We start from the raw sequence: 23,319 nt of genomic DNA, 5'->3' as shown, positions 1-23,319 counted from the left end.
CGACCAGATCGGGTTGAAATACAGCATGCGTGTACGGACAATCCGGTGGTCGCGAAATTCTCGCGGTTCGAGACCGGAGTTGTGGGAAGATGGGCTTCGTCTTATGGAGCAAGCATCTGATTTTGGAGCAATGGCGAAGTATATGAGTTGGAAGCCGGCCAAGGGCCTTGTTGATCTGCTGAACCACAACTGGCCTGTCAGAAAGGCCAAGGCTTTTCGCAACGCCTTGGTTGAGCGTGATTTTCGCGCGCGCGGCATTCCAGAAGGCCTGAAATTCGCAGAGGAACTGCGCCAAACCGGCTCCCGACGCTTCTGCTTTGTCATTGCCTTCAATACGCCCTGGGTCATCGATGCGCTCACCCGCGCCTGGCAATTGTATTCGTCGGGAATGACGCTGGTCGTCATCGACAATTCAACCGATCTGTCGGCCAGGGTGCATATTGCGGATATCTGCCGGGTGCGAAAAATCACTTATTTCGGTTTGCCTCGGAACCGGGAAAGCCATCCCAATCGGTCGCACGGCATATCCATGAACTGGATCTTCCACAACATCGTTCGGTCATTGCGGCCGGAGCTTTTCGGGTTTCTGGATCACGACTGCTTTCCGATCGTCCCCGTGGACATTGCCGCGATGATGGAGGGAAAAGTCGTCTATGGCTCAAAGCGCCCGGCGCAGGCGGACCCCGAAGCCTGGTTCATGTGGGCTGGCTTCTGCTTCTTCCGCTTCAGCGCCGTGCAAGGACTGGACTTGGACTTCACACCGCGTTTTATCAGCGGGATGGATACCGGCGGCGGAAACTGGACGCTGCTGTATCGCGGGCTCGGCGAGAACGATGTTTCCGATGCGCGGAAGACGGCAGCCGATCTCGACCTTGGCGGGATAGAAGCGGACCATCGCATGCTGGGCGGAGCTTTTTTTCACGTCGGCGGCGCCTCGCATAGAAAACTGGTCATGACCCGGCAATACCGGCGGCTGATCTCCGATCATGTGTGGGAGACCCACCTTGGCGGCGGCGAAAGCCGCCTCGTCAACGACCCTTGACCGGCTCGGGCCGGCCGGCCCCAAAATCGTGAAAATGGACGACCACGCCATCGGCTTCGATGAAGATCACGGCATAGGCGGGCGGCTCGTGGCCCAGCCGCCAGTTGTCCGAAAAATCGAGTGCGCTCTGGTGGTTGGTGCTGCGCAGCGTGCTGACCGGTATGCCGCGCCAGCTGCCGGCGATCAGCCTGTGGACATGGCCGGCGAAGACGTGGCCGACATTACCGTGGCGCCGCAGAACGTCATGGAAGGCATCGGCCTCGGCGAGCATGACCTCGTCAAGCACCGGCATGTGGATCCGGAACGGCGGGTGATGCATGAAGAGGAAGACCGGCTGGTCCCGCGCTTCTTGCAGCTTCTCGTCCAGCCAGGCCAGCCGGGCCGCGCACAACCGGCCCTCGACATGGCCGTTGTCCAACGTGTCGAGCAGGATCAGCCGGCCTTCGCCGCCATCGAAGACGCTCTGGACAAAACCTTGTTCGGCTGGCGCTTCCGGGAACATTTCGAGAAATAGCGCCCTGTCGTCGTGGTTGCCGAGCATCAGTCGGCACGGCGGCGCGAAGCCCGCCAGCGCCTCCCGCAATGCCGCATAGGCGGCGCGCTCGCCATCATTGGTCAGGTCGCCCGATATCACCACCAGATCGGCGTCGGCATGGTTCCGGCCGATATCCGCCAGGCAGGCCTGCAGCCGGTCGAGCGGATCGGAGCCATGGAGAAGACCGCCCGGCGTCATCAGATGCGGATCGGAGAGCTGGATGATTTTCATGGAACCGCGCACTGCCTTCCTGCCGGCGCCCATGGCATCGGCCGGAAGGCGGTCTGTCTCGACCAGCTCTACTGTGCCGTCCAGCCGCCGTCCATCGGCAAGGTCGTGCCGGTGATCTGCTTGGCCGCATCCGAACACAGGAACAATGCCAGAGCCGCAAGCTCCTCGACGGTGACGAATTCCTTGGTCGGCTGCGCGGCCAGCAGCACGTCGTGCTTGACCTGTTCCTCGGTCATGCCGCGCGCCTTCATCGTGTCGGGGATCTGCTTTTCGACCAGCGGCGTCCAGACATAGCCGGGCGCGATTGCGTTCACGGTGATGCCGTTCTGCGCGACTTCCAGCGCCACCGTCTTGGTCAGGCCAGCAATGCCATGCTTGGCCGAGACATAGGCCGACTTGAACGGCGAAGCGACCAGCGCGTGTGCGGAGGCCGTGTTGATGATGCGGCCCCATTTGCGGCTCTTCATGCCCGGCACCACGGCCTTGATGGCGTAGAAGGCGGCCAAAAGGTTGATGCGGATGATGGCTTCCCACTTGTCCTCGGGAAATTCCTCGATCGGCGCCACATGCTGGATGCCGGCATTGTTGACCAGTATGTCGAGACTGCCGAACGCCGCTTCGGCGTCATGGATCATGGCGGTGACGGCGGCGCCGTCCATCATGTTGGCATCGGAGTAGCGGCACTTGACGCCGAAATCCTTCTCGATGCCGGCGCGCTCCTGCTCGATGGCAGCCGCGTCGCCCAGGCCGTTGATGGTAACGTTGGCGCCTTCGGCGGCAAAGGCGCGGGCGATCGCGAGGCCGATGCCGCTGGTCGAGCCGGTCACAAGCGCATTCTTCGAAGACAGGGAACCCATGGGGAGATCTCGCAAGAGGTGGGAGGGGACTGTTGAGGGACATAGTTTGTGCGACGCAACATGACAATGCCACGGCCATGTGTCGGCTCGATTACAGCCCCGCGACGGTCCTTGCCGGCTCCGAGACAGGGCGTCGCCGAGGTGACACGGCATTGTCATGCTGCCATGCAACATATTTGCCAGCGCATTCGCGCGGGGTCATTTTCGAACCGTTGGGGGCACCTGGATGGATATCGCCGATGTCGTGAAGCGCGCCTATGCGATGCCGCTCACCAATCCTTCCTTTCCGCCGGGCCCTTACCGCTTCTTCGACCGGGAATATATCATCATCACCTACCGCACGACGCGCGAGGCGCTCGAAGCCGTCGTGCCGGCGCCGCTGGAAATCGACGAGCCGCTGGTCAAGTACGAGTTCATCCGAATGCCCGACTCCACCGGCTTCGGCGACTACACCGAGACCGGCCAGGTCATCCCGGTGCGCTACAAGGGCCAGCATGGCGGCTACGTCCATTCCATGTATCTCGACGACGACGCGCCGATCGCCGGCGGGCGTGAGCTGTGGGGGTTCCCAAAGAAGCTCGCCAATCCCAAGATCGTCCATGAGGGCGAGGTGATCGTCGGCACGCTGCATTATGGCAGCGTTCTGTGCGCCACCGGCACGATGGGCTACAAGCACCGGGAAGCCGATCACGATTCGGTGCTCGCCTCGCTCGCCGCCCCCAATTTCCTGATCAAGATCATCCCGCATGTCGACGGCACGCCGCGCATCTGCGAACTGGTCCGCTACTACCTCACCGACATCACGTTGAAGGAAGCCTGGACCGCGCCCGCCGCGCTCGACCTGCGGCCCCATGTCATGGCCGACGTGGCGAAGCTGCCCGTGCTCGACATTGTGTCGGCCGTCCACTTCAAGGCCGATCTGACGCTCGGCCTGGGCGAAGTCGTGCATGATTACCTCGCTGACCACAGCCGCCCCGCTGCCAGCGCAACCCAGCTGGAGAAAGTCAGTGCTTGAGCGTACCCGCAACAAGGCAGCCGCCGCCACCATCGAGGAAATCACGGCGCAGTATGACCGTATCGCGCTGGTCTTCCAGGGCGGTGGAGCGCTCGGTGCCTATCAGGCAGGCGTCTATCAGGCGCTGGCCGATGCCGGCTGCGAACCGAGCTGGCTTTCCGGTGTCTCGATCGGGGCGATCAATGCCGCGATCATAGCCGGCAACGAGCCGAGCCGCCGGCTGCAGCGGCTGGAACAGTTCTGGCAGACGATCTCCGGCCGCAAGATCTGGTCCTATACGCCCGAAGGCGACATCTACCGCGATATCCGCAACCAGACCTCGTCGCTGATGACCATGACGATGGGCCAGCCCGGCTTCTTCAAGCCGCGCAATCCCAACCCCTGGTTCCAGCTGTCGGGCGCGGATGGGGCCACCAGCTTCTACGACACCGCCGAGTTGAAGGACACGCTGGAGAGCCTGATCGATTTCGACGTGCTGAACGACGGCAAGAAGCGGCTGAGCGTCGGCGCGGTCAACGTCAGGACCGGCAACTTCGTCTATTTCGACACCGAGAAAGTGCGCATCGGACCGGAGCACATCATGGCGAGCGGCGCGCTGCCGCCGGCCTTCCCATCGATCCGCATCGAAGGCGAATATTACTGGGATGGCGGCATCGTTTCCAACACGCCGTTGCAATATCTGCTCGACCAGGAAGAGGACCGTTCCTCGCTGGTCTTCCAGGTCGATCTGTTCAGTGCCCGCGGCGTGCTGCCGCGCGGCATGGCCGACGTATTGTCGCGCCACAAGGACATCATGTATTCCAGCCGCACACGGCAGAACACCGACAATTTCGAGCGCATCCATGCGCTGAAGATGAAGCTGCTCGACGCGCTGAAGCGCGTGCCGCCGGAACAGCTCAGGGAAGGCGAGCAGGAGTTGATCGCCGACTACTCCAATGCCGGCGTCGTCAACATCGTCCACCTGATCTACCAGCACAAAGGCTACGAAGGCCACGCCAAGGACTACGAGTTTTCGGGCACCTCGATGCGCGAGCATTGGGAGATGGGCCTCGAGGACACCGAGCGCACGCTGCGTCACAAGAAATGGCTGATGCTGCCGACCAATGCCGACGGCGTCACCATCCACGACCTGCATCGCGAGGATCCGACCTGAACGTTCAGGCCGGAAACGCCTTGGCTTGGAATATCGAGCCAGGCTCAGAACCTTAGATTGGCGCCGGCTCTCAGCAACAGCCAGTAGAACAGGCCGGTCGCCGCCGCCGCGATCAACAGCGCCAGCTCGAAGCCGCCCGGCGTCTGCGTGAGCGGCAGGCCGGCGGTGTTCATGCCGAACATGCCGACGATCAGCGAGCCCGGCAGAAGCAGCGCGCTCATCACCGCCAGCGCCTTCAGGCTGCGGTTGGATTCGTCCGCGAGTTCGGCCGCGACCTCCTCCTGCAACAGCCGCGCCCGGTCGTTGACCATGACGACCTCGCGGTCGAGCCGCTCCAGACGCGTGGTGAGCCGGCGCAAGGTCTCGTGCGCCGCTTCCGACAGTTTCCAGTCCGAGCGGTCCTCGTCCTGGAAAAGCGCCGCCAGCGCCGAGATCGGCCGGTGCAGCGAGACCGCGAGACGGCGCACGTCCTTCAGCCGCTGCCTTTCGTCGGCAAGCCGCTCGGTCACCAGATGGTCTTCCACCTCGTCGAGCCGCTTGGTGGCGGCGGCGAGCCGCAGGCTGGTGCCGCTGCAGAAGGCGAGCACGATCGTCTCGAAGAGCCCGAATGCGGTGGCGGGCCGCAGTCCCGCGGCCAGCGCCTCATGCACCTCCTCGACCGCCGCCAGCGAATGGCGGCGGCCGGTCACCAGCAGCCGCTCCGAGACCGCGAAGCGCAACCTGCCAATGGTGGTCGACTGACGCGCGATCTCGCTGTGCAGATCGGCGGAGATGCCGTGGACGACCCCATCCTCATGCGCCAGCGCGGGACTGTCCTCATGGCCTTCGAGGATCGCATGGGCCGAGGCCGGCAAGGCGCAGGCGTGGCTGACCCAGGAATGGGCGCGCTGGTCGACGAGATCGACATGCAGCCACACCCAGCCCTTTGGCATGGCGAGTGCGGCATCGATGTCGCGCGGGGCAAGCGCCACGGCCTGCTCGCCCGGCGCGCCGCGATAGGCCCAGACCAGCCCGGGCGCCGGATGCTGGTCGTCGACGGCAAGCAGGGCCAGTTGCGAAGCGTCGTTCATGACTGCCGCCGATCGTTAGGGAGAACATCCCCCGAAAGCGAGGCGGCGCCAAACTGGCGCCGCCGGTAGTGCATCACTTGCGTAGACCGCTCAGAACACCTGACGGAAGACGATGAACAGCACGAAGGCCAGCGTGATCGAGCAGGGCAGCGTCAGCACCCAGGCCAGCAGCAGGTTGCGAACCGTCGACCATTGCAGGCCCGAGCCATTGGCCGCCATTGTTCCGGCGACGCCGGACGACAGCACATGGGTCGTCGACACCGGCAGGCCCAGGCGGTCGGCCATGCCGATGGTCACCATGGCGACGAGTTCGGCGGCGGCGCCCTGGCCATAGGTCAGGTGGCTCTTGCCGATCTTCTCGCCGACGGTGACGACGATGCGCTTCCAGCCGACCATGGTGCCGAGCCCGAGCGCCAGCGCAACCGCGATCTTCACCCAGAGCGGGATGAACTTCGTCGCGTTGTCGACGGCCTTGTGATAGTCGGTCACCGCTTTCAGGTCGGCGGCCTCCATCGGCAGCAGCTGCTTCTTGTCGATCAGCTTCAGCGCCTCGCCGATCAGGTAGATGTCGTTGCGGGCGTTGCTGACCAGATCGGTCGGCACCTTCTCGACCGACGCATAAGGCTGCAGCCCGGCGGTGGTGTTGTGGATGTAGGTCTGCAGCGCGACCGTCGTCTGGTCGCTCCAGGTGCGGGTGCGCACGGCATCCTGCACGGCCGCCTTTGCATCCGTGACGGTGACGCCTGGCTTGACATACTTGCCCAGCGCCTGCTCGACCCCGACCGAAGCGGTCTTATAGGCCTCGAGATAGTTGATGTCGGGGGTGCGGTTGAGCGCGAAGGCCGTCGGCACGACGCCGATCAGGATCAGCATGATCAGACCCATGCCCTTCTGGCCGTCATTGGAGCCATGCGCGAAGCTGACGCCCGTGCAGGTGAAGATCAGCAGTGCCCGGATCCACAGGGGCGGCGGGGTGTTGCCCTTCGGCGCCTCGTAAAGGGCCTTGTTGCGCACCAGAAGCTTCATCGCATAGAGCAAGGCGGCGGCGGCAAAGAAGCCGACAATCGGCGAAACCAGCAAGGTCGTGCCGACATTGGTCGCCTGCGACCAGTCGACGCCGCTGGTGGCGCTGCCGGCCGGTGCCATGAACTGGTTGGCGAGGCCGACGCCGATGATCGAACCGACCATCGTGTGCGAGCTCGACGCCGGCAGGCCGAGGAACCAGGTGCCGAGGTTCCAAAGGATTGCCGCGACGAGCAGCGCGAACACCATCGCGAAACCGGAAGAGGAGCCGACCTGCAGGATCAGTTCGACGGGCAGCAGCGAGAGGATGCCGAAGGCAACCGCGCCGCTGGAGGTAAGAACCCCGAGGAAGTTGAAGAAGCCCGACCACATGACGGCGAATTCGGCCGGTAGCGAGCGCGTGTAGATGACCGTCGCCACCGCGTTGGCGGTATCGTGGAAGCCGTTGACGAATTCGAAGCCGAGCGCGATCACCAGGGCGATGCCGAGCAGGATCCACGGCACGGTCTTGGCTTCCGCCAGGTCCTGGCTCAGCGCGTAGCCGACATAGACCACGCCGACCAGCACCAGCACGCCGAAGGCGGGCAGGAACCATTTGGCGCCACTCGATTGTTCAAGCGGATGATCCGGTCTCGGAATCCCCGCCTCGTTTGAAACTATATCCACCATGTCCCACTCCTTTTGCATTGCAGCAAAGAACCGGGAATGACGCTATGTCCGCACGATGAACCCTGTGTGACGACCAGGAATGGCTTGGCTGGAGCAAGCCGGGCCGACGGGTTCTCACGCCGGACCCGAACGTGTCTTCAGAATGGCCGAGAACAGTGGATCGAAGGCGCGGCTGATCGGCGCCGCCGCAGCGCCCAGCGCGATCGACCAGGGATCGGTGGTGCCGAGTTGCAGGCGCGGCAAGGTCCGGCCGGGCCGGTCGGCGATGGACGGTAGCAGCGGATGCATGGCCTCGACGAGCCGGCGCGCCAGCGCTTCGGGCGCGCCGCTGGTCAGGATGACGGTTTGCGGATCGAAGATGGTTTCGATGAGATGCACGCTCCAGCGCAGGTCATGCGCCGCACCCTCGATCCAGTGCATGATCTTCACATCCCCCGCCTCGGCCAGCGCACCGATCTTTTCGTAGAGGCGCTCGTCGGCGGGATCGAGACCAAGATGCTGGTAAAGCGAGGCCAGCGACGCGCGATGTTCGAGCGGTGTCGAGCCGGGGCCGGCCGGCGACAGCAGGGCCATGCCGATTTCGCCGGCATTGCCATGGCCGCCGCTGTACAGCTCGCCGTTTAGGATCAGTCCGGCGCCAATACCATAGCCGACATAGAGGCACACTGCGTGGTCAACACCATGCGCGGCACCCACGATGCGCTCGGCCGTCGCGCAGGCGGCGGCGTCGTTCTGCAGGCCGACATTCAGGCCGGTGCCCGTTGCCAGCGTGTCGAGCAGCGGGAACTTCTGCCAGGCCGGCATCATCCATTTGTCGTCCGAATTCTTCAGTCCGAACGGGCCGGGCATGGCGACGCCGAGGCCCACAAGGCGTTTTTCCGACTGCGAGGAGATGCCGGTCAGCTCGCGTCGTACGCCATCGATCAGACCGAGGATCACCTCGACGCCCTTTGACGGCTCATCGAAAGGCAGGTTCGCCTCGGCGCGCGCCAGCACGCTGCCCATCAGATCGACCGCGACCGCCCGCGTCAGATGACGATCGATCTGCAGGCCGATGGCGAAGGCGCCTTCCGGCACCAGCCTGTAGGGGGTCGACGGCTGGCCCCTGCCCTTGCGCACCGCATCGAGCGCGACGACCAGACCGTCGCTTTCCAGGTCCTCGATGATGTTGGAGACCGCCTGTTTGGTGAGCTGCGTCGCCCGTGCCAAATCGGCCCGCGAGAGGGCGCCATTGAGACGCAGCGCCTCGATCATGACGCGGCGGTTGTGGGCGCTCGTGCCTTCCTGGTTGGTGCCGCTCTTGGCGCGGATCGGGCTGATGTCGTCCACCGGCGTTTCCCCTCTTGACTCCACTAGAATATTGATCGACTAATTAAGTCAAGCGAATTGACTTAATAGAAACACAAGTCACGCGACATCAACCCGGGAAGGCAGGGAACGCCGGCCCGTCACCTTCGGAAATGGGAGAAGAAGATGCTGAAATCGATTGGTAGGACGCTTCTGGGCGCAGTCTTCATCGGAGGGCTCACTGTCCCTCACGCCTTCGCCGAGACGACGCTCAACGCGCTTTTCATGGCACAGGCCGCCTATAGCGAGGCCGACGTGCGCGCCATGACGGATGCCTTCACCAAGGCCAATCCGGACGTCAAGGTCAATCTGGAATTCGTCCCTTATGAGGGCCTGCACGACAAGACCGTGCTCGCTCAAGGTTCGGGCGGCGGCTATGACGTCGTCCTGTTCGACGTCATCTGGCCGGCCGAATACGCCACCAACAAGGTGCTGGTCGATGTGTCTTCCAAGATCACCGACGACATGAAGAAGGGCGTGCTGCCCGGCGCCTGGACCACCGTTCAGTATGACGGCAAGTCCTATGGCATGCCCTGGATTCTCGACACCAAATACCTGTTCTACAACAAGGAAATTCTGGAAAAGGCCGGCATCAAGACCCCGCCCAAGACCTGGGAAGAGCTCGGTGCGCAGGCCAAGATCATCCAGGACAAGGGCCTGCTGAAGACGCCGATCGCCTGGAGCTGGTCACAGGCCGAGGCCGCCATCTGCGACTATACCACGCTGGTCAGCGCCTATGGCGGCGACTTCCTCAAGGACGGCAAGCCCGACTTCCAGAATGGCGGCGGCCTGCTGGCGCTGAAATACATGGTCGACAGCTACAAGTCGGGCCTGACCAATCCCAATTCCAAGGAATTCCTGGAAGAGGACGTTCGCAAGGTCTTCGAGAACGGCGATGCCGCCTTCGCGCTGAACTGGACCTACATGTACAACATGGCCAACGACCCGAAGGACTCGAAGGTGGCCGGCAAGGTCGGTGTCGTGCCGGCGCCGGGCGTTGCTGGCACCAGCGAAGTGTCGGCCGTCAACGGCTCGATGGGCCTCGGCGTCACCGCGGTCTCCAAGCATCCAGACGAAGCCTGGAAGTACATCGAGTTCATGACCTCGCAGGCAACGCAGAACCAGTACGCGAAGCTGTCGCTGCCGATCTGGGCCTCGTCCTATGACGACCCGGCCGTCACCAAGGGCCAGGAGGAACTGATCGCCGCCGCCAAGCTCGGCCTGGCAGCCATGTATCCACGCCCGACCACGCCGAAATACCAGGAGCTGTCGACCGCGCTGCAGCAGGCCATCCAGGAATCGCTGCTCGGCACGGCTTCCCCGGAAGATGCGCTGAAGACCGCCGCGCAGAACAGCGGTCTCTGAGCTGATATCCTTGATACGGGCGGCGCCATGGCGCCGCCCGTGCTATGTCCAAATCCAGACGAATAAAGAGAGGCGCCTCCAATGTCGGGCACCTGGATGACAACCCGCGCGTGGCTGCTGATGCTGCCCCTGCTCGTGGTCATGGTCGCCGTCATCGGCTGGCCGCTGGTCGACACGGTCGGCCTCTCCTTCACCGACGCCAAGCTGGTCGGCACCGGCGGCAATTTCGTCGGCTTCGACAATTATTCCAACATGCTGTCGAACTCGAATTTCTCGCGTACGCTGGTGACCACGACATTATTCGCGGTGGTTTCGGTTGCCGCTGAAATGGTGATTGGCGTGGTGGCCGCGCTTCTGCTCAACCAGCAGTTTCGCGGCCGCGCCGTCCTGCGCGCCTTGATGATCCTGCCTTGGGCGCTACCAACGGTGGTCAACGCCACGCTGTGGCGGCTGATCTACAATCCCGAATATGGCGCGCTCAACGCGGCCTTGACGCAACTTCATCTCATCGACGCCTATCGCTCCTGGCTCGGCGAGCCGGGAACGGCACTCGCCGCCCTGATCGTCGCCGATTGCTGGAAGAACTTTCCGCTGGTGGCGCTGATCGCGCTCGCCGCCCTGCAGGCGGTGCCGCGCGACATCACCGCCGCCTCGCTGGTCGACGGTGCGGGACCTTTCAACCGCTTCCGCTTCGTCATCCTGCCCTATCTCGCCGGCCCGCTGATGGTGGCGCTGGTGCTGCGCACCATCGAGGCCTTCAAGGTCTTCGACATCATCTGGGTGATGACCCGCGGCGGCCCGGCCAACACCACGCGCACGCTCTCTATCCTGGTCTACCAGGAAGCCTTCTCCTTCCAGCGTGCCGGCTCGGGAGCGTCGCTGGCGCTGATTGTCACCTTGCTCGTCACGCTGCTTGCCGTCGCCTATGCGGCCCTGGTCCGAAAGACCGCCGGGAGCGCCGCCTGATGGAACGCAGGAGCCTCGCTTTCACCATCTTCATCCACGCCTGCGCGCTGCTGCTCGCCGCGATCATCCTGGCGCCTATCGCCTGGCTGTTCATCATGAGCATTTCGCCGGCCGCCGACCTCGCCGCCAAGCCGCTGCGCTGGTGGCCGCAGGTCGCCGATTTCTCGCGTTACCAGCAATTGCTGTCGACGGCCGAAAACAGCGCCGGCGCCGCCTTCACCGCATCGCTGCGCAACAGCCTGGAAATATCCGGCATGGCGACGCTGGCCGCGCTCGCCTTGGCCATCCCCGCCGGCTGGGCGGTGTCGCGCACACCCGCGATCGGCTGGTCGCTGTCGATGGTCATCGCCACCTACATGCTGCCGCCGGTGGCGCTCGCCGTGCCGCTCTATATGGGCCTGTCGCATCTCGGCCTGCTCAACAATGTCTTTGGCCTGGCGCTGGTGTATCTGACCATCCTGGCGCCCTTCACCACATGGCTGATGAAATCAGGCTTCGATTCCATCCCGCGCGAGATCGAGGCGGCGGCGATGATCGACGGCGCCGGCCTGTTCCAGACATTGCGCATCATCACGCTGCCGCTGGCGGCACCGGTGATGGCGACATCGGCTTTGTTTGCCCTGCTGCTGGCCTGGGACGAATTCTTCTACGCGCTGCTGTTCACCTCCGACCAGCGCGCCAAGACATTGACGGTTGCCATCGCCGATCTGGCCGGCGGCCGTGTTTCCGACTACGGGCTGATCGCGACCGCTGGCGTGCTGGCGGCCTTGCCACCGGTGCTGATCGGCCTCGTCATGCAGCGGGCGCTGATCTCGGGCCTGACCAGTGGCGGTGTGAAAGGATGATGATGACCGCAGCAAGAAACCGGCCGGCCGGACTGGCCGCCATCGACCGCGAAATGGCACGCCAGCATGCGGACGCCATCACTTCGTTCCGGCAGAACGCGGCCGAGGCGCAAAAGGCCGCCAGCTCCATCAAGCGGACCGGCCGCCTGCTCCTGCTCGGCATGGGCGGCTCGCATGCCGTAGGCCGTGCGGTCGAGCCGCTTTATCGCGCGCTTGGCGTCGATGCGCTGGCGCTGCCGCTGTCCGAACAGCTTGGCCAACCGTTGCCGCTCGAGGGGCGCACCGTGATCGTTACCTCGCAATCCGGCGAGAGCGCCGAGGTCGTCAGATGGTTTTCGCAGGCCGGCGGCGGCCCGGACATTTTCGGCCTGACGCTCGAAGGCGGTTCATATCTCGCCCGCACCGCGCCTTGCCTGGTCGGCGCCGGCGGCACCGAACTGGCTTTCGCCGCGACCCGCAGCCTGACCGTGACCCTGGCCCTGCACCTCGCCATCCTGGCGGCTCTGGGCGAGGATCCCGCTCCTGCCCTTGCCGCGCTCCGGGCTCCGCAGGATTGCGACATTGCGTCCGCGCTCGCCGCGCTGGGCAAAGTGGAGACCATCGTCACCTCCGGCCGCCGCCTGCAAGGCGTCGCCGAAGCCCTGGCGCTTGGCCTGACGGAACTGTCGCGACTGCCCTGCTTTTCCCTCGAAGGCGGCCAGTTGCGGCACGGCCCGATGGAGATGCTCGGCCCCAAAATCGGCGTCATCCTGTTTCGCGGCAACGACCCGACCTCCGGACTGGTGACCGCGATGGCTACATCCGTGGTCGAGGCCGGTGCGCCGCTGGTCGTCTTCGACGCGTCCGGACAGGCTCCGGTCGGCGGTGCCGTCACGCTCTCGTTCGAACCGGCCGAGGGGATGGCCGCGATCTTCGCCATGCTGCCGGTGGCGCAGCGCCTGATGATCGCCTTCGCCGACAGCCGCGTCGACAACGCCGGCACGCCCGTGCGCACCACCAAGATCACCAGGAGCGAGTGATGCGTCCGCTGGCGGTGATCGGCAACGTCAATGTCGACCTGATTGTCGGCCCCGTCGCGCCATGGCCGAAGGCGGGAACCGAGACCGTGGTCGATCATGATGAATTGCGCGTCGGCGGCCAGGCCGGCAACACCGGGCTCGCCTGGCAGGCGCTGGGCGTCGATTTCGCGATTGCCGCCAATGTCGGTGACGACCAGTTCGGCCGCTGGCTTCGCGAAGCGTTCGGACCGCGCGCCGAAAAATGGACGATCCGTCCCGAAGGCACGACCTTGTCGGTCGGCATGACCCATCCCGATGGCGAACGGACTTTTCTGACCACGCGCGGCCACCTGCCGCGCCTTGGCCTCGGCGATGTCCTGTCCGTTCTCGACGGCAGCGCGCTCTCCGGCGGCTACGCGCTGCTCTCCGGCTCCTTCCTGACAGAGGATCTCACCCGCGACTATGACGCGCTTTTCGACTGGGCCGACAGCCACGACATTTCGGTGGCGCTCGACACCGGCTGGCCGATCGACGGCTGGACCGAAGTCAATTGCAGCGCGACAAGAGCATGGCTGTCGCGCTGCGCGCTGGCGCTGTTCAACGAGGTCGAGACGGTGACCCTGGCTGGATTACCAAGTCCTGAGGAAGCGGCGCGCGAAATCCGATCCAGCATGAGAAAGGGTGCGATCTTCGTGGTCAAGCGCGGGCCGCGAGGGGCGATCGCCATTGGCCCGGACAGCGCCCTCGTCGAGGCCGCCGCGCCCGATGTCAGGGTGGTCGACACGATCGGCGCCGGCGACGTCTTCAACGCCGCCTTCCTGGCTGCTTTTGCCGAGGGACGGAAGCTCTCCGCCTGCCTTGCCGCCGCGACGCAAATTGCCTCGCGCGCCATCTCTACCTTGCCCCGCAACTATGGCGGGCCGATGCAATTCGAGGGATCCATGCATGAGCGCGCTTGAAATCCGTGGCGTCCGCAAGAGCTACGGCAGCGTCGAGACGCTGAAAGGCATCGACATCGCGCTGCAAAGCGGTGAATTCCTGGTGCTGCTCGGCTCGTCGGGCTGCGGAAAATCGACGCTTCTCAACATCATCGCCGGCCTTGCCGAGGCGACCAGCGGCGACGTGCTGATCGGCGGCCGCTCGATCCTCGGCGTCCATCCCAAGAACCGCGACATCGCCATGGTCTTCCAGTCCTACGCGCTCTATCCGAACCTGACGGTCCGCCGCAACATCGGCTTCGGGCTGGAGATGCGCGGCGTCGCGGCCGACGTGCGCGACAAAGCGGTGAACGAAGCGGCAAGGCTGCTGCAGATCGAAACCCTGCTCGACCGCAAGCCGAGCCAGCTTTCCGGTGGCCAGCGTCAGCGCGTCGCCATCGGCAGAGCGCTGGTGCGCAAGCCGCAGGTCTTCCTCTTCGACGAGCCGTTGTCCAATCTCGACGCCAAGCTGCGCCTGGAAATGCGCACCGAATTGAAGCGCCTGCACCAGATGCTGCAGACCACCGTCGTCTACGTCACCCACGACCAGATCGAGGCGATGACGCTGGCGAGCCGCATCGCCGTCATGCGTGACGGCAGGATCGAGCAGCTCGGCACGCCCGAGGAGATCTACAACGACCCGGCAACGCTCTATGTCGCGGGCTTCGTCGGCGCGCCGTCGATGAACATGTTGAACGCGGTCGTCACCGGCGGCAAACTGGCCATCGCCGAGACCGATGTGCGGATCCCCTTGCCGGCCCGCTATGCGAACGCGGCGCGTGAAGGTGCGCAGGTGGTCATCGGCATCAGGCCGGAAGCGCTGCGTACGGCGACGGGAGCCGCGACGGACCTGTCATTGCCGGTGGAGATCGAGGTCGTCGAACTGACCGGACCCGAACTGGTCACCACGGCCCGGATCGGCGCGCAGCGGCTGACCGCCTCCCTGCCGCCGCGAGCCCAGGTCGCCAAGGGCGAAAAGCGCAACCTCACCTTCGACGAGGCCGCGCTTCGCTTGTTCGATCCCACGACGGGAAAGGCCCTGTAAGCGCCATCGATTGAATGACCGCGGCGGCCTTCGCCCATTCAGGGAAGCCTATTGGGCGATGTCGAGAAGCGACGATACAAGCAGATCCCGTTCGTCCTTCGACAGCACGTCGGAATCGAACAGGTTCATGCTGCGCAGCCCCTCGATGGCGAGATAGCAGACCAGCAGCGATTTCAGGTCTGGCGCCTCGCCCTTCAGCCGTTCGAACAGCTGCCGCTTGAATGTCTTGATCGGCGTCATGAAATCGGGATCCTCGGCGATCGCCGAAAAAATCCAGGACGCTGATGGCTGCTTTTCCTCGCAGTCCTCGGCTGACAATCTGATGTAGACGGCAAGGGGATTTTTATCTTTGTCGTTGCTGCCGGCCGTTTCCAGCGCTTGCTCGAAATCGCGCAGATAGCCTTCGACCAGGCCCTGCATCAATTTTGCCTTGGTCGGGAAATTGTAGAGCAGCCCACCCTTCGATACGCCGGCGCGGTTGGCGACGGCATCGAGCGACAGGCTGCCGGGTCCGGATTCCCGGGCGACATCAGCCGCCGCGGCGAGAATTTTCTCGCGCGAGTTCGGTCGTTGGGCTCTCATGGCGCCTCCCATCGCAAGCTTAGGCCCAATTGACAAGACCGTCCAGACGGTACAGTAAGACCGCCACTATTTGTAATCGGGACCAGCAGTCGATATGTGTCCCGATGTCCGCGCTTCGCGCCGGATTTTCGACTGAGGGGACTTCCTTGTTCAAGCGCATACTCCGTGTCTTCATCATTATTGTCGTCCTTGCCGTGCTCGTCGTCGTGGTCGGCGGCATCGTCGGCTTTAACTTCCTGCGCGACAACGGCATCAAGCAGTATTTCGCCACCATGAAGCCGCCGGCGGCGACCGTGTCGACGACCATCGCCAAGCCGTCCAACTGGACACCGGGCGTCGAGGCGATCGGTACGGTGCGGGCCGTGCGCGGTGTCGACCTGACGGTCGAGACCGCCGGCATCGTCAAGGAAATCCCCTTCCACGCCAATCAGAAAGTGGCGGCCAACGCGGTGCTGCTGCAACTCGACGACGCCGTCGAGCGCGCCGACCTCGATGCGCAGAAAGCGCAGGCGGCGCTTGATCAGACCACGCTGACCCGCGCCATCGAACTGACAAAGCGTGGTGTCGGCTCCGACTCGACGCTGGACACGGCGCGCGCGGCGGCATCCGCTTCGGCGTCCCAGGTCACCAGGCTGCAGGCCGTTCTCGACCAGAAGCAGCTTACCGCGCCTTTCGCCGGCACGGTCGGCATTCCGAAGATCGATCTCGGCCAGTATCTGGCACCCGGCACCGCGGTGGTGACGCTGCAGGACCTCGACACGATGCGGGTCGACTTCTCGGTTCCCGAACAGCAGCTACCGCTGCTCAAGATTGGCCAGACGGTCCGCCTGGGCCTGGGCGGCAGCGACGACATGCCCTTTGCCGGCGCCATTCGCGGCATCGATCCCAAGATCGACCCCTCCAGCCGGCTGGTGAACATCCGGGCGGAAGTTGCCAATCCCGAAGGCAAATTGACCCCCGGCCAGTTCGTGCGGGTGCGTGTCGAACTGCCCGAGGAGCAGAACGTGCTGTCGTTGCCGCAGACGGCACTGACCACCAGCCTCTATGGCGACTACATCTTCGTGGTGCAGCCGGCGAAGCCCGCCGAGGCCCCGGCGCAGCCAGCCAAGGCGGAAGAGAAGCCGGTCGCGGCGGCCACCGATAAGCCGGCGGACGCGATGAAACCGGCAGCCGATGCCATGAAGCCGGCGGCTGACGCCACCAAGCCGGCGGACGCAGCCAAGCCAGCAGCAGCCGACCCGGCCAAGCCGACGGCGGAAGGTGACAAGCCCGCGCTGGTCTTGTCGCAGGTCTTCGTCAAGCCCGGTCGCCGCAATCAGGGCATGGTCGAGATCGTCGAAGGGCTGAAGGCTGGCGACGAGGTCGTCACCGCAGGCCAGAACCGCCTCTTCAACGGCATGTCCGTCGCCGTCGACAACACAATCGATCCGACCAAATCGGCGAACAAGCAGGCCGACCAGCAATGAGCTTTTCCGATCTCTTCATTCGCCGGCCCGTCCTTTCGACGGTCCTTGCCTGCATGATCCTGCTGCTCGGTTTCCAGGGTATCTTCAACCTGTCGATCCGGCAGTATCCGAAGGTCGACGAAACCGCGATCACCATCACGACGGCCTATCCGGGCGCCAGCGCCGATCTGATCCAGGGCTTTATTTCCGCCCCGATCGCGCGCGCCGTCGCCTCGACCGAGAACATCGACTACGTCACCTCGTCCAGCCGTCCGTCCTCCAGCACCGTGACGGTGCAGATGAAGCTCGGTTCCAACCCCGACGTCGCGCTGACCGAGGTGCTGTCCAAGGTCCAGGGCGTGCGCGGCACCTTGCCGGACGCCTCCAAGGACCCGGTCATCGTCAAGGGTACGGGTCAGCAGTTCGCGATGATGTACATCTCGATGCAGAACCCGAACATGACCAAGGAGCAGCTGACCGAGTATATCGAGCGCGTCATCAGGCCTCGCATGTCGACGGTCGAAGGCGTCGCCGACGTGCAGATCTTCGGTGCCCAGGAATACTCGATGCGCGTCTGGATCGACCCGGTCAGGCTTGCCGCGCGCGGCGTGACGGCGGCCGAAGTGCTGGCGGCGATCAACAACTCCAACTTCCTGTCGGCGCCCGGCAACACCCAGAACGAATATGTCGTTTCGTCTATCACCGTGCGCTCGACGCTGCAGACACCAGAGGCCTTCGCCGAGCTGCCGTTGCGTTCGACCGACGGCAATGTCGTGCGGCTGCGCGACGTGGCGCGCGTCGAACTGGCCGCTGCGAACACCGACACCAGGGTCTCCTTCAACGGCAAGCCCGGCACCTTCCTCGCCATCTTCCCGACCCCGGCGGCCAACCCGCTGACGACCGCGGCGGCGCTCACCAAGCTGGTCCCGCAGATTCAGGACACGTTGCCGAAAGGCATGACGATCGAAGTCGTCTACGACGCGACCGGACAGATCAGCGCCTCGATCGACGAGGTGTTCAAGACCATCGCCGAGGCGGTTGCCATCGTCGTCGTCGTCATCCTTCTGTTCCTTGGCTCGTTCCGTTCGGTGCTGATGCCAATCATCACCATCCCGCTGTCGCTGATCGGCGTCTGCTTCCTTTTGTTCGCGGTGGGCTATTCGATCAACCTTCTGTCGCTGCTGGCCATGGTGCTGGCGATCGGCCTCGTCGTCGACGACGCCATCGTGGTGGTGGAGAACATCCACCGCCACATGGAAGAAGACCACATGCCGCCGATGCAGGCGGCCTTCAGCGGCATGCGCGAGATCGCCTCGGCCATCGTGGCCATGACCATGACGCTGGCCGCCGTGTTCGCGCCGCTGGCCTTTACCGGCGGTCTGACCGGCGCCCTTTTCCGCGAATTCGCGGTGACGCTCGCCGGATCGGTGGTGCTGTCTGGCATCATTGCAATCACCATCACGCCGATGATGTCGGCGCGCCTTCTGAAGCCTGGCAATGCCGGCCGGTTCCAGCGCATCGTCGACGGCACTTTCGCGCGCGTGGAGCACGTCTATGAGCGCGCCGTCACCGGGTCGCTGAACTATCGCCCGCTGACGCTGCTCATCGTGCTGGCCCTTGTCGGCGTGACCGGCTTCATGTTCACCAAGACCTCGACGGAACTGGCACCGGAAGAAGACCAGGGCTTCCTGCTCTCGCTGGTTACGGCGCCGCGCTATGCGACTTCCGATTACACCGAGACCTACGTCAATCAGATCCTGGGCCTGGTGAGGGACATTCCCGAAACCCGGGCGCAGTTCTCGGCCGTCGCCTTCGGCGGCACGACCAACAGCGCCTTCGTCGGTTTCGCCTTCAAGGATTGGGCGGAGCGGAAGCGCAATTCGAAGGAGTTGCAGGCCGACATTACGGCCCGTATCGCTAAGGTGGCGGGAGTCCAGGCCTTCGTCTTCGCTCCGCCGACGCTGCCGGGCTCGGGCGGCGGCTTGCCGATTTCCATGGTGGTGCGCTCGACCGGCGATTCCGCTCAGGTCTACGAGGAAGCCGAGAAGATCAAGAACAAGGCGCAGGCCTCGGGCCGTTTCATCGTCGTGCAGAATTCGATGGCCTATGACGCGCCGCAGGTGACGGTGACCATCGACCGCGACCGTGCCGCCGCGCTCAACCTGCCGATCGCCGATATCGGCCGGACGCTGACCTTGCTGGTGGGCGGCGCCGAAGTGGCGCAGTTCGACCGCGACTCCAACAGCTACGACATCATTCCGCAGGTGCCGCAGGAGTTCCGCGACAACCCCGAAAAGCTCGGCGAGTACTTCGTGCGCAGCGTGACCGGCGAGATGGTGCCGCTGTCGGCGGTGGTGACGATCTCGAACAATGCCTCGCCGGCGGCGATCGAACAGTTCAACCAATTGAATTCGTCGACGATCTCGGCGCTGCCGCTGCCCGGCGTCACCACGGGCGACGGTTTGAAAGTGCTTGAGGACATTGCCAGGGAGAGCCTGCCCGACACCTTCTTCATCGACTATTCCGGCCAGTCCCGGCAGGAGAAGGAACAGGGCAACACCATTCTGATCGCTTTCGGCGCGGCCGTCATCGTCATCTACCTGGTGCTGGCGGCGCAGTTTGAAAGCTTCCGCGACCCGCTGATCATCATGATGGCGGTGCCATTGTCGATCTTCGGCGCGATCGTACCGCTCAATCTGGGCCTCGGCACGCTCAACATCTATACCCAGGTCGGCCTGATCACGTTGATCGGACTGATCACCAAGCACGGCATCCTGTTGGTCGAGTTCGCCAACCAGCAGCGTGAACTGCATGGCATGCGGCGGCGTGACGCCATCATCGCCTCGGCCAAGGTGCGCCTGCGGCCGATCCTGATGACGACGGCGGCGATGGCTCTGGGCGTGGTGCCGCTGATCGTTTCCAGCGGTGCCGGTGCCGCGGCCCGCTATTCGATGGGCCTGGTCATCTTCACCGGCATTCTGGTCGGCACCATGTTCACGCTCTTCGTCGTGCCCATGTTCTACACCTTCATCGCCAGCAAGGACCTGCCGCATCTCGCGGAAAAGCCGGATCCAAAGCTTATGCCGGCGCTGCCGAACTGAGCCACGAAGGCGCAAGAAACAAAAAAAGAGGCCGGGATTTTCCGGCCTCTTTTTTTGGCAGTCGCTCCACGGCTCCGGCACGATCGGCCGGAGGCAGCAAACCTGCCGCTACTTGACGATGACGATGCTGGTGTTGGCCGGCCCGAAGGTCTCGACGAGTTGGTAGAAGTCGGCGGCATTGTCGGGATGCAGCCGCACGCAGCCATGCGAGGCCGGCTGGCCAAGGCGCTTGATGGCATAGGTGGCGTGGACCGCGTAGCCGCCGCTGAAAAAGACCGAATGCGGCATCGGCGCGTTGTCGTACTTCTTCGAATACCACATCTCATGCATGCGGGTCGGCTTGAACGAGCCGGTCGGCGTCACATGCGTCCTGTCGCCGGTGGAAACCTTCCAGGCGAAGGTCGGCCGGCCGTCGACCGAGACTTCCATCACCTGCTGCGACAGCGAGACGCGCGCCACGACGGTGTTGGCGGCGTGGGCGGCGTGGGCGTCGAACAGAAGTGCGCTGCCCATGAGCGCGGCGGCGGCAACGTTGATGAGCTTGGCGGAAATGGTGGTGTGCATGATGTCCCCTCTCTCTGCCGGTCGAGCCGGCTCCAATTCGATGGCTGGCTTATCCCCCTCGCGTGTTTCGGACATATTTCGCTGAATGCTCGTTTGCGTTTCGAATTTGTTTCCCCTGGTCAACAGGACAGGCAATCGAAGCGCGCCAGTGTGGTCGCCATCGGCGGTCCGGGACGACGAGGCACAAAGGTATCCGCCTCGAAACGAAAGTTCGCATTGCCTATACGTGAAAGAGACAGGCTCTATTTCGAAACCAATCTGCAACAAAGCGCGGCTCCGGCGGCATGATCCGGATACGGATTGGACGCAAAAGTTGACGCAACGAAAGCAAACAGCAACGATCACGGGAACGAAAACGAACACGCGGTCCTGGCTCTTCAGGATCAACATCGCGGCGGCAGCCATCGGCGGCGTCGGCACAGTTGCCGGCGATCCCGCGGCGAGGCTGGCAGCGATAAGTTCGAGTGAGATTTCAACCCTGCACGTTTCCCTGTTTTGCGCCTTGGTCTGGATTGTTTCCAGCCTGCGCATCGCCCGGTTGAAGGCCCTCTGGCGGGTTGGCCTTCGGCTGCTGGCATTGCGCGGCCCCTCCGGCAACTTGCTGCCGAGAGGACCGAAGGCCCGCGCCGCGACGGGGGGCTCCGTGGGCGGCGCGGGCACTTCGGGAGTTTCCTGAAGCGACCCGCGACAGATTCATTTTGGGGATTGGGACGATGAAAACAAAATTTGCGGCTTCCGTGCTTTCCGCGCTGCTCTACGCACAGGGTCTGCTCGGCTTTGCCGCTCTCGCCACCGTGCTGCTCAAGGAGCGTGCTCACGCAAGCGAACTCGTCACGAGCGGCGAAATGCCCTCGGGCCCGTCATTGCTGGTGGTGCGCTGAACCTCGTGACATCGGCGTGACGATGGAAAGGCCGATGTTCATCCGGAAAACCAGCGGGAAAAGAGGACCGTCAGTCGGCGAACTGCCGTGGCGGATCGAACCTGTAGCCGGCGCCGCGTATGGTGGTGATGGTTTCGGTGTCGAGCTTGCGGCGCAGCCGCACGATGCGCGAATCGATCGAGCGATCGAAGGCGTCGGCATTCTCGGCGGGCGCGGCGGCGATAATGTCGTCACGCGTCAGCACCTTGCGCGGGCTCGCCAGGAACAGCCTGAGCAGCGCCACCTGGCCGGGCGAGAGCTGCTCCTGCGTACCGGAGCGATGCATGACGATCGCCGATCTCAGATCGACGGTCGCGTTCTCCAGCACAATCAGTTCCTGGGTGCCCCTGCCGCGCCGCGAAAGCAGGCCGCCGACGCGCGCGGCAAGTTCCCTGACATTGAGCGGACTTTCGACGACGTCGGCGGCGCCAAGCTCAAGCGCCAGCACCTTGTCGAGGAGATCGGCGGGTCGGCAGATCAGGATGAAATCCGGTCCACCCTCGCCGCCGCCACCTTGATGGCCATAGCGCCTGAGCAGATCTCGACCCTCGGCCTGGCTGAGGCTGTCGCCAACGACGACGACGTCGATGCCGCCGCCCGCCAGCAGCGATTCCGCCTCCCAGGGTTGCCGCGCCTGGCGCACGTCATGGCCGCGCCGGTCGAGATGGTCGGCAAGCTCGGTCGCCACCACCTCGGCGACGGAAACAAGCGCGATGACGGCTCTTGCGGCCATGTTTTCCAACCGTTCCCTGGCAACCGGATATGAGTGCTGGACATCATGTTTATACCCAATCTACTTTCCACTGAAAGTGGGAGCGAGAGCATAGTGCGGGCAAGAATTGTCATCGTCGAGGACGAGCCCGACCTGAGGGACGCGGTGGCCGAATATCTCGGCGCCTCCGGCTACGACGTGGCCACCGCCGAAAACGCGGCCGCCGCGCGCGCCCTCGTCGAAACGCAGCCCTTCCATCTGGCAATCCTCGACATCGCCATGCCGGGCGAGGACGGCCTGTCGCTCGGCCGCTGGCTGCGCTCGAAAATGCCGATCGGCATCATCTACGCGACCGCCGCCGGCACCGCGCTCGATCGCATCGTCGGGCTGGAACTCGGCGCCGACGACTATATCGTCAAGCCCTATGAACTGCGCGAAGTGCTGGCGAGAGTCCGCAGCGTGCTGCGCCGCGTCCCGCAGCCGACGGAGCTGCCGGACAGGAAAGCCAGGACGGATCGGCGCTCCGTCGCCTTCGGCCCCTTCCAGGCCGATCTCGACGGCAGGCTGGTCACGGGCGCCAACGGCATGGTGATCGACATGGCCAAGAGCGAGTTCGACGTGCTGGAAGTTTTCCTGACCCGCGCCAACCGGCTCTTGACCCGGGCCGCGATCTCGGAGGCGATCGGCTTCACCGAGGACCCGGAATCGTCGCGCGCCGTCGACATCCGCATCATGCGCCTACGCAAGAAGATCGAGAGCGACCCGGCCAACCCAAGATTCCTGCGCACGGTGCGCGGCGAAGGCTATATCTTCTCGCTGCCGACCGGCGACGGCAACTGAGCGTCGGACCCACGGGG

Annotated in this window: 22 protein-coding genes; 14 read left to right on the top strand and 8 right to left on the bottom strand. The window is 64.2% G+C overall.

The window, feature by feature from the left end:
- The first annotated feature begins 142 nt into the window (after positions 1-142).
- Positions 143-1,042: a hypothetical protein gene (locus FJ948_RS22215; RefSeq protein WP_140708518.1), complete on the top strand. Its 900-nt coding sequence runs from the start codon at positions 143-145 to the stop codon at positions 1,040-1,042.
- Here the strand turns inward: FJ948_RS22215 and FJ948_RS22210 are convergent.
- Both FJ948_RS22210 and FJ948_RS22205 read right to left on the bottom strand, forming a co-directional pair.
- The gene (locus FJ948_RS22210; RefSeq protein WP_140708160.1) at positions 1,029-1,808 is read right to left on the bottom strand and encodes a phosphodiesterase; all 780 of its coding nucleotides are present in this window, start codon (positions 1,806-1,808) and stop codon (positions 1,029-1,031) included. The genes FJ948_RS22215 and FJ948_RS22210 overlap by 14 nt on opposite strands.
- Before the next feature lie 68 nt (positions 1,809-1,876).
- Entirely contained in the window at positions 1,877-2,665 is a 789-nt protein-coding gene (locus tag FJ948_RS22205) for a 3-hydroxybutyrate dehydrogenase (RefSeq protein ID WP_140708158.1), read from the bottom strand.
- A gap of 226 nt (positions 2,666-2,891) precedes the next feature.
- Here FJ948_RS22205 and FJ948_RS22200 point away from each other — a divergent pair, with 226 nt between their 5' ends.
- On the top strand, positions 2,892-3,680 hold the full coding sequence (locus FJ948_RS22200) for an acetoacetate decarboxylase (RefSeq protein WP_140708156.1): 789 nt from the start codon (positions 2,892-2,894) through the stop codon (positions 3,678-3,680).
- The gene (locus tag FJ948_RS22195; protein WP_140708154.1) at positions 3,673-4,833 is read left to right on the top strand and encodes a patatin-like phospholipase family protein; all 1,161 of its coding nucleotides are present in this window, start codon (positions 3,673-3,675) and stop codon (positions 4,831-4,833) included. Before FJ948_RS22200 ends, FJ948_RS22195 begins: the two co-directional genes overlap by 8 nt.
- Before the next feature lie 44 nt (positions 4,834-4,877).
- On the opposite strand, the gene FJ948_RS22190 is transcribed toward FJ948_RS22195, so the two are convergent.
- The 3 genes from FJ948_RS22190 to FJ948_RS22180 all read right to left on the bottom strand — a co-directional run bounded on the left by FJ948_RS22190 (position 4,878) and on the right by FJ948_RS22180 (position 8,924).
- Positions 4,878-5,903, bottom strand: coding sequence for a transporter (locus FJ948_RS22190; RefSeq protein WP_140708152.1), 1,026 nt, complete (start codon positions 5,901-5,903; stop codon positions 4,878-4,880).
- Positions 5,904-5,993: 90 nt separating this feature from the next.
- Entirely contained in the window at positions 5,994-7,595 is a 1,602-nt protein-coding gene (locus tag FJ948_RS22185) for an inorganic phosphate transporter (RefSeq protein ID WP_140708151.1), read from the bottom strand.
- A gap of 114 nt (positions 7,596-7,709) precedes the next feature.
- Positions 7,710-8,924, bottom strand: coding sequence for an ROK family transcriptional regulator (locus FJ948_RS22180; protein ID WP_140708149.1), 1,215 nt, complete (start codon positions 8,922-8,924; stop codon positions 7,710-7,712).
- Between the two features lie 144 nt (positions 8,925-9,068).
- Here FJ948_RS22180 and FJ948_RS22175 point away from each other — a divergent pair, with 144 nt between their 5' ends.
- The 6 genes from FJ948_RS22175 (at position 9,069) to FJ948_RS22150 (ending at position 15,138) form a co-directional block, all read left to right on the top strand.
- Entirely contained in the window at positions 9,069-10,307 is a 1,239-nt protein-coding gene (locus FJ948_RS22175) for an extracellular solute-binding protein (protein WP_140708147.1), read from the top strand.
- Positions 10,308-10,388: 81 nt separating this feature from the next.
- On the top strand, positions 10,389-11,273 hold the full coding sequence (locus FJ948_RS22170; RefSeq protein ID WP_140708145.1) for a sugar ABC transporter permease: 885 nt from the start codon (positions 10,389-10,391) through the stop codon (positions 11,271-11,273).
- A complete protein-coding gene (locus FJ948_RS22165; protein ID WP_140708143.1) occupies positions 11,273-12,118 on the top strand; it encodes a carbohydrate ABC transporter permease in 846 nt (281 codons plus the stop codon). Before FJ948_RS22170 ends, FJ948_RS22165 begins: the two co-directional genes overlap by 1 nt.
- On the top strand, positions 12,115-13,137 hold the full coding sequence (locus FJ948_RS22160; RefSeq protein ID WP_140708141.1) for an SIS domain-containing protein: 1,023 nt from the start codon (positions 12,115-12,117) through the stop codon (positions 13,135-13,137). The genes FJ948_RS22165 and FJ948_RS22160 overlap by 4 nt, the downstream gene beginning before the upstream one ends.
- The gene (locus FJ948_RS22155; RefSeq protein WP_140708139.1) at positions 13,137-14,075 is read left to right on the top strand and encodes a PfkB family carbohydrate kinase; all 939 of its coding nucleotides are present in this window, start codon (positions 13,137-13,139) and stop codon (positions 14,073-14,075) included. The genes FJ948_RS22160 and FJ948_RS22155 overlap by 1 nt, the downstream gene beginning before the upstream one ends.
- Positions 14,062-15,138 carry an ABC transporter ATP-binding protein gene (locus FJ948_RS22150; RefSeq protein ID WP_140708137.1) on the top strand — a complete coding sequence of 359 codons (1,077 nt, stop codon included), beginning with the start codon at positions 14,062-14,064 and terminating at the stop codon, positions 15,136-15,138. The genes FJ948_RS22155 and FJ948_RS22150 overlap by 14 nt, the downstream gene beginning before the upstream one ends.
- A gap of 48 nt (positions 15,139-15,186) precedes the next feature.
- Here the strand turns inward: FJ948_RS22150 and FJ948_RS22145 are convergent, their stop codons facing one another.
- Entirely contained in the window at positions 15,187-15,720 is a 534-nt protein-coding gene (locus FJ948_RS22145) for a TetR/AcrR family transcriptional regulator (protein WP_140708135.1), read from the bottom strand.
- A gap of 146 nt (positions 15,721-15,866) precedes the next feature.
- On the opposite strand from FJ948_RS22145, the gene FJ948_RS22140 reads away from it, so the two are divergent.
- Together FJ948_RS22140 and FJ948_RS22135 are read left to right on the top strand one after the other, a co-directional pair.
- Positions 15,867-17,186 (top strand): efflux RND transporter periplasmic adaptor subunit, encoded by a 1,320-nt coding sequence (locus FJ948_RS22140; RefSeq protein WP_140708133.1) that lies wholly within the window; start codon positions 15,867-15,869, stop codon positions 17,184-17,186.
- Positions 17,183-20,266, top strand: coding sequence for an efflux RND transporter permease subunit (locus FJ948_RS22135; protein ID WP_140708131.1), 3,084 nt, complete (start codon positions 17,183-17,185; stop codon positions 20,264-20,266). Before FJ948_RS22140 ends, FJ948_RS22135 begins: the two co-directional genes overlap by 4 nt.
- Positions 20,267-20,374: 108 nt before the next feature.
- Here FJ948_RS22135 and FJ948_RS22130 read toward each other — a convergent pair whose 3' ends face one another.
- Positions 20,375-20,830 (bottom strand): L,D-transpeptidase, encoded by a 456-nt coding sequence (locus FJ948_RS22130; RefSeq protein WP_140708129.1) that lies wholly within the window; start codon positions 20,828-20,830, stop codon positions 20,375-20,377.
- 313 nt (positions 20,831-21,143) lie between these two features.
- On the opposite strand from FJ948_RS22130, the gene FJ948_RS22125 reads away from it, so the two are divergent.
- Both FJ948_RS22125 and FJ948_RS22120 read left to right on the top strand, forming a co-directional pair.
- Complete coding sequence (locus tag FJ948_RS22125; protein ID WP_246677583.1) at positions 21,144-21,506, top strand: hypothetical protein; 363 nt, start codon at positions 21,144-21,146, stop codon at positions 21,504-21,506.
- Positions 21,507-21,543: 37 nt separating this feature from the next.
- Positions 21,544-21,711 (top strand): hypothetical protein, encoded by a 168-nt coding sequence (locus FJ948_RS22120; protein ID WP_140708128.1) that lies wholly within the window; start codon positions 21,544-21,546, stop codon positions 21,709-21,711.
- Positions 21,712-21,781: 70 nt separating this feature from the next.
- On the opposite strand, the gene FJ948_RS22115 is transcribed toward FJ948_RS22120, so the two are convergent.
- Entirely contained in the window at positions 21,782-22,483 is a 702-nt protein-coding gene (locus FJ948_RS22115) for a response regulator transcription factor (RefSeq protein ID WP_140708126.1), read from the bottom strand.
- A gap of 45 nt (positions 22,484-22,528) precedes the next feature.
- Here FJ948_RS22115 and FJ948_RS22110 point away from each other — a divergent pair, with 45 nt between their 5' ends.
- Positions 22,529-23,302 carry a response regulator transcription factor gene (locus FJ948_RS22110; RefSeq protein WP_181173769.1) on the top strand — a complete coding sequence of 258 codons (774 nt, stop codon included), beginning with the start codon at positions 22,529-22,531 and terminating at the stop codon, positions 23,300-23,302.
- The last annotated feature ends 17 nt before the right edge of the window (positions 23,303-23,319 follow it).

This window comes from Mesorhizobium sp. B2-3-12, from assembly GCF_006442205.1.
Taxonomy (GTDB): Bacteria; Pseudomonadota; Alphaproteobacteria; order Rhizobiales; family Rhizobiaceae; genus Mesorhizobium.
The sequence above is the reverse complement of the archived record's forward strand: the minus strand, read 5'-3'. Positions and strand labels throughout refer to the sequence as shown.

Excerpts from the sequence above, each read along its gene's own strand:
- FJ948_RS22200 (WP_140708156.1), top strand. The coding sequence starts at position 2,892 with ATGGATATCGCCGATGTCGTGAAGCGCGCCTATGCGATGCCGCTCACC.
- FJ948_RS22190 (WP_140708152.1), bottom strand. The coding sequence starts at position 5,903 with ATGAACGACGCTTCGCAACTGGCCCTGCTTGCCGTCGACGACCAGCAT.
- FJ948_RS22205 (WP_140708158.1), bottom strand. The coding sequence starts at position 2,665 with ATGGGTTCCCTGTCTTCGAAGAATGCGCTTGTGACCGGCTCGACCAGC.
- FJ948_RS22175 (WP_140708147.1), top strand. The coding sequence starts at position 9,069 with ATGCTGAAATCGATTGGTAGGACGCTTCTGGGCGCAGTCTTCATCGGA.
- FJ948_RS22110 (WP_181173769.1), top strand. The coding sequence starts at position 22,529 with ATGTTTATACCCAATCTACTTTCCACTGAAAGTGGGAGCGAGAGCATA.
- FJ948_RS22165 (WP_140708143.1), top strand. The coding sequence starts at position 11,273 with ATGGAACGCAGGAGCCTCGCTTTCACCATCTTCATCCACGCCTGCGCG.
- FJ948_RS22215 (WP_140708518.1), top strand. The coding sequence starts at position 143 with ATGAGTTGGAAGCCGGCCAAGGGCCTTGTTGATCTGCTGAACCACAAC.
- FJ948_RS22115 (WP_140708126.1), bottom strand. The coding sequence starts at position 22,483 with ATGGCCGCAAGAGCCGTCATCGCGCTTGTTTCCGTCGCCGAGGTGGTG.
- FJ948_RS22120 (WP_140708128.1), top strand. The coding sequence starts at position 21,544 with ATGAAAACAAAATTTGCGGCTTCCGTGCTTTCCGCGCTGCTCTACGCA.
- FJ948_RS22150 (WP_140708137.1), top strand. The coding sequence starts at position 14,062 with ATGAGCGCGCTTGAAATCCGTGGCGTCCGCAAGAGCTACGGCAGCGTC.
- FJ948_RS22135 (WP_140708131.1), top strand. The coding sequence starts at position 17,183 with ATGAGCTTTTCCGATCTCTTCATTCGCCGGCCCGTCCTTTCGACGGTC.
- FJ948_RS22130 (WP_140708129.1), bottom strand. The coding sequence starts at position 20,830 with ATGCACACCACCATTTCCGCCAAGCTCATCAACGTTGCCGCCGCCGCG.
- FJ948_RS22155 (WP_140708139.1), top strand. The coding sequence starts at position 13,137 with ATGCGTCCGCTGGCGGTGATCGGCAACGTCAATGTCGACCTGATTGTC.
- FJ948_RS22145 (WP_140708135.1), bottom strand. The coding sequence starts at position 15,720 with ATGAGAGCCCAACGACCGAACTCGCGCGAGAAAATTCTCGCCGCGGCG.
- FJ948_RS22185 (WP_140708151.1), bottom strand. The coding sequence starts at position 7,595 with ATGGTGGATATAGTTTCAAACGAGGCGGGGATTCCGAGACCGGATCAT.
- FJ948_RS22160 (WP_140708141.1), top strand. The coding sequence starts at position 12,115 with ATGATGATGACCGCAGCAAGAAACCGGCCGGCCGGACTGGCCGCCATC.
- FJ948_RS22210 (WP_140708160.1), bottom strand. The coding sequence starts at position 1,808 with ATGAAAATCATCCAGCTCTCCGATCCGCATCTGATGACGCCGGGCGGT.
- FJ948_RS22170 (WP_140708145.1), top strand. The coding sequence starts at position 10,389 with ATGTCGGGCACCTGGATGACAACCCGCGCGTGGCTGCTGATGCTGCCC.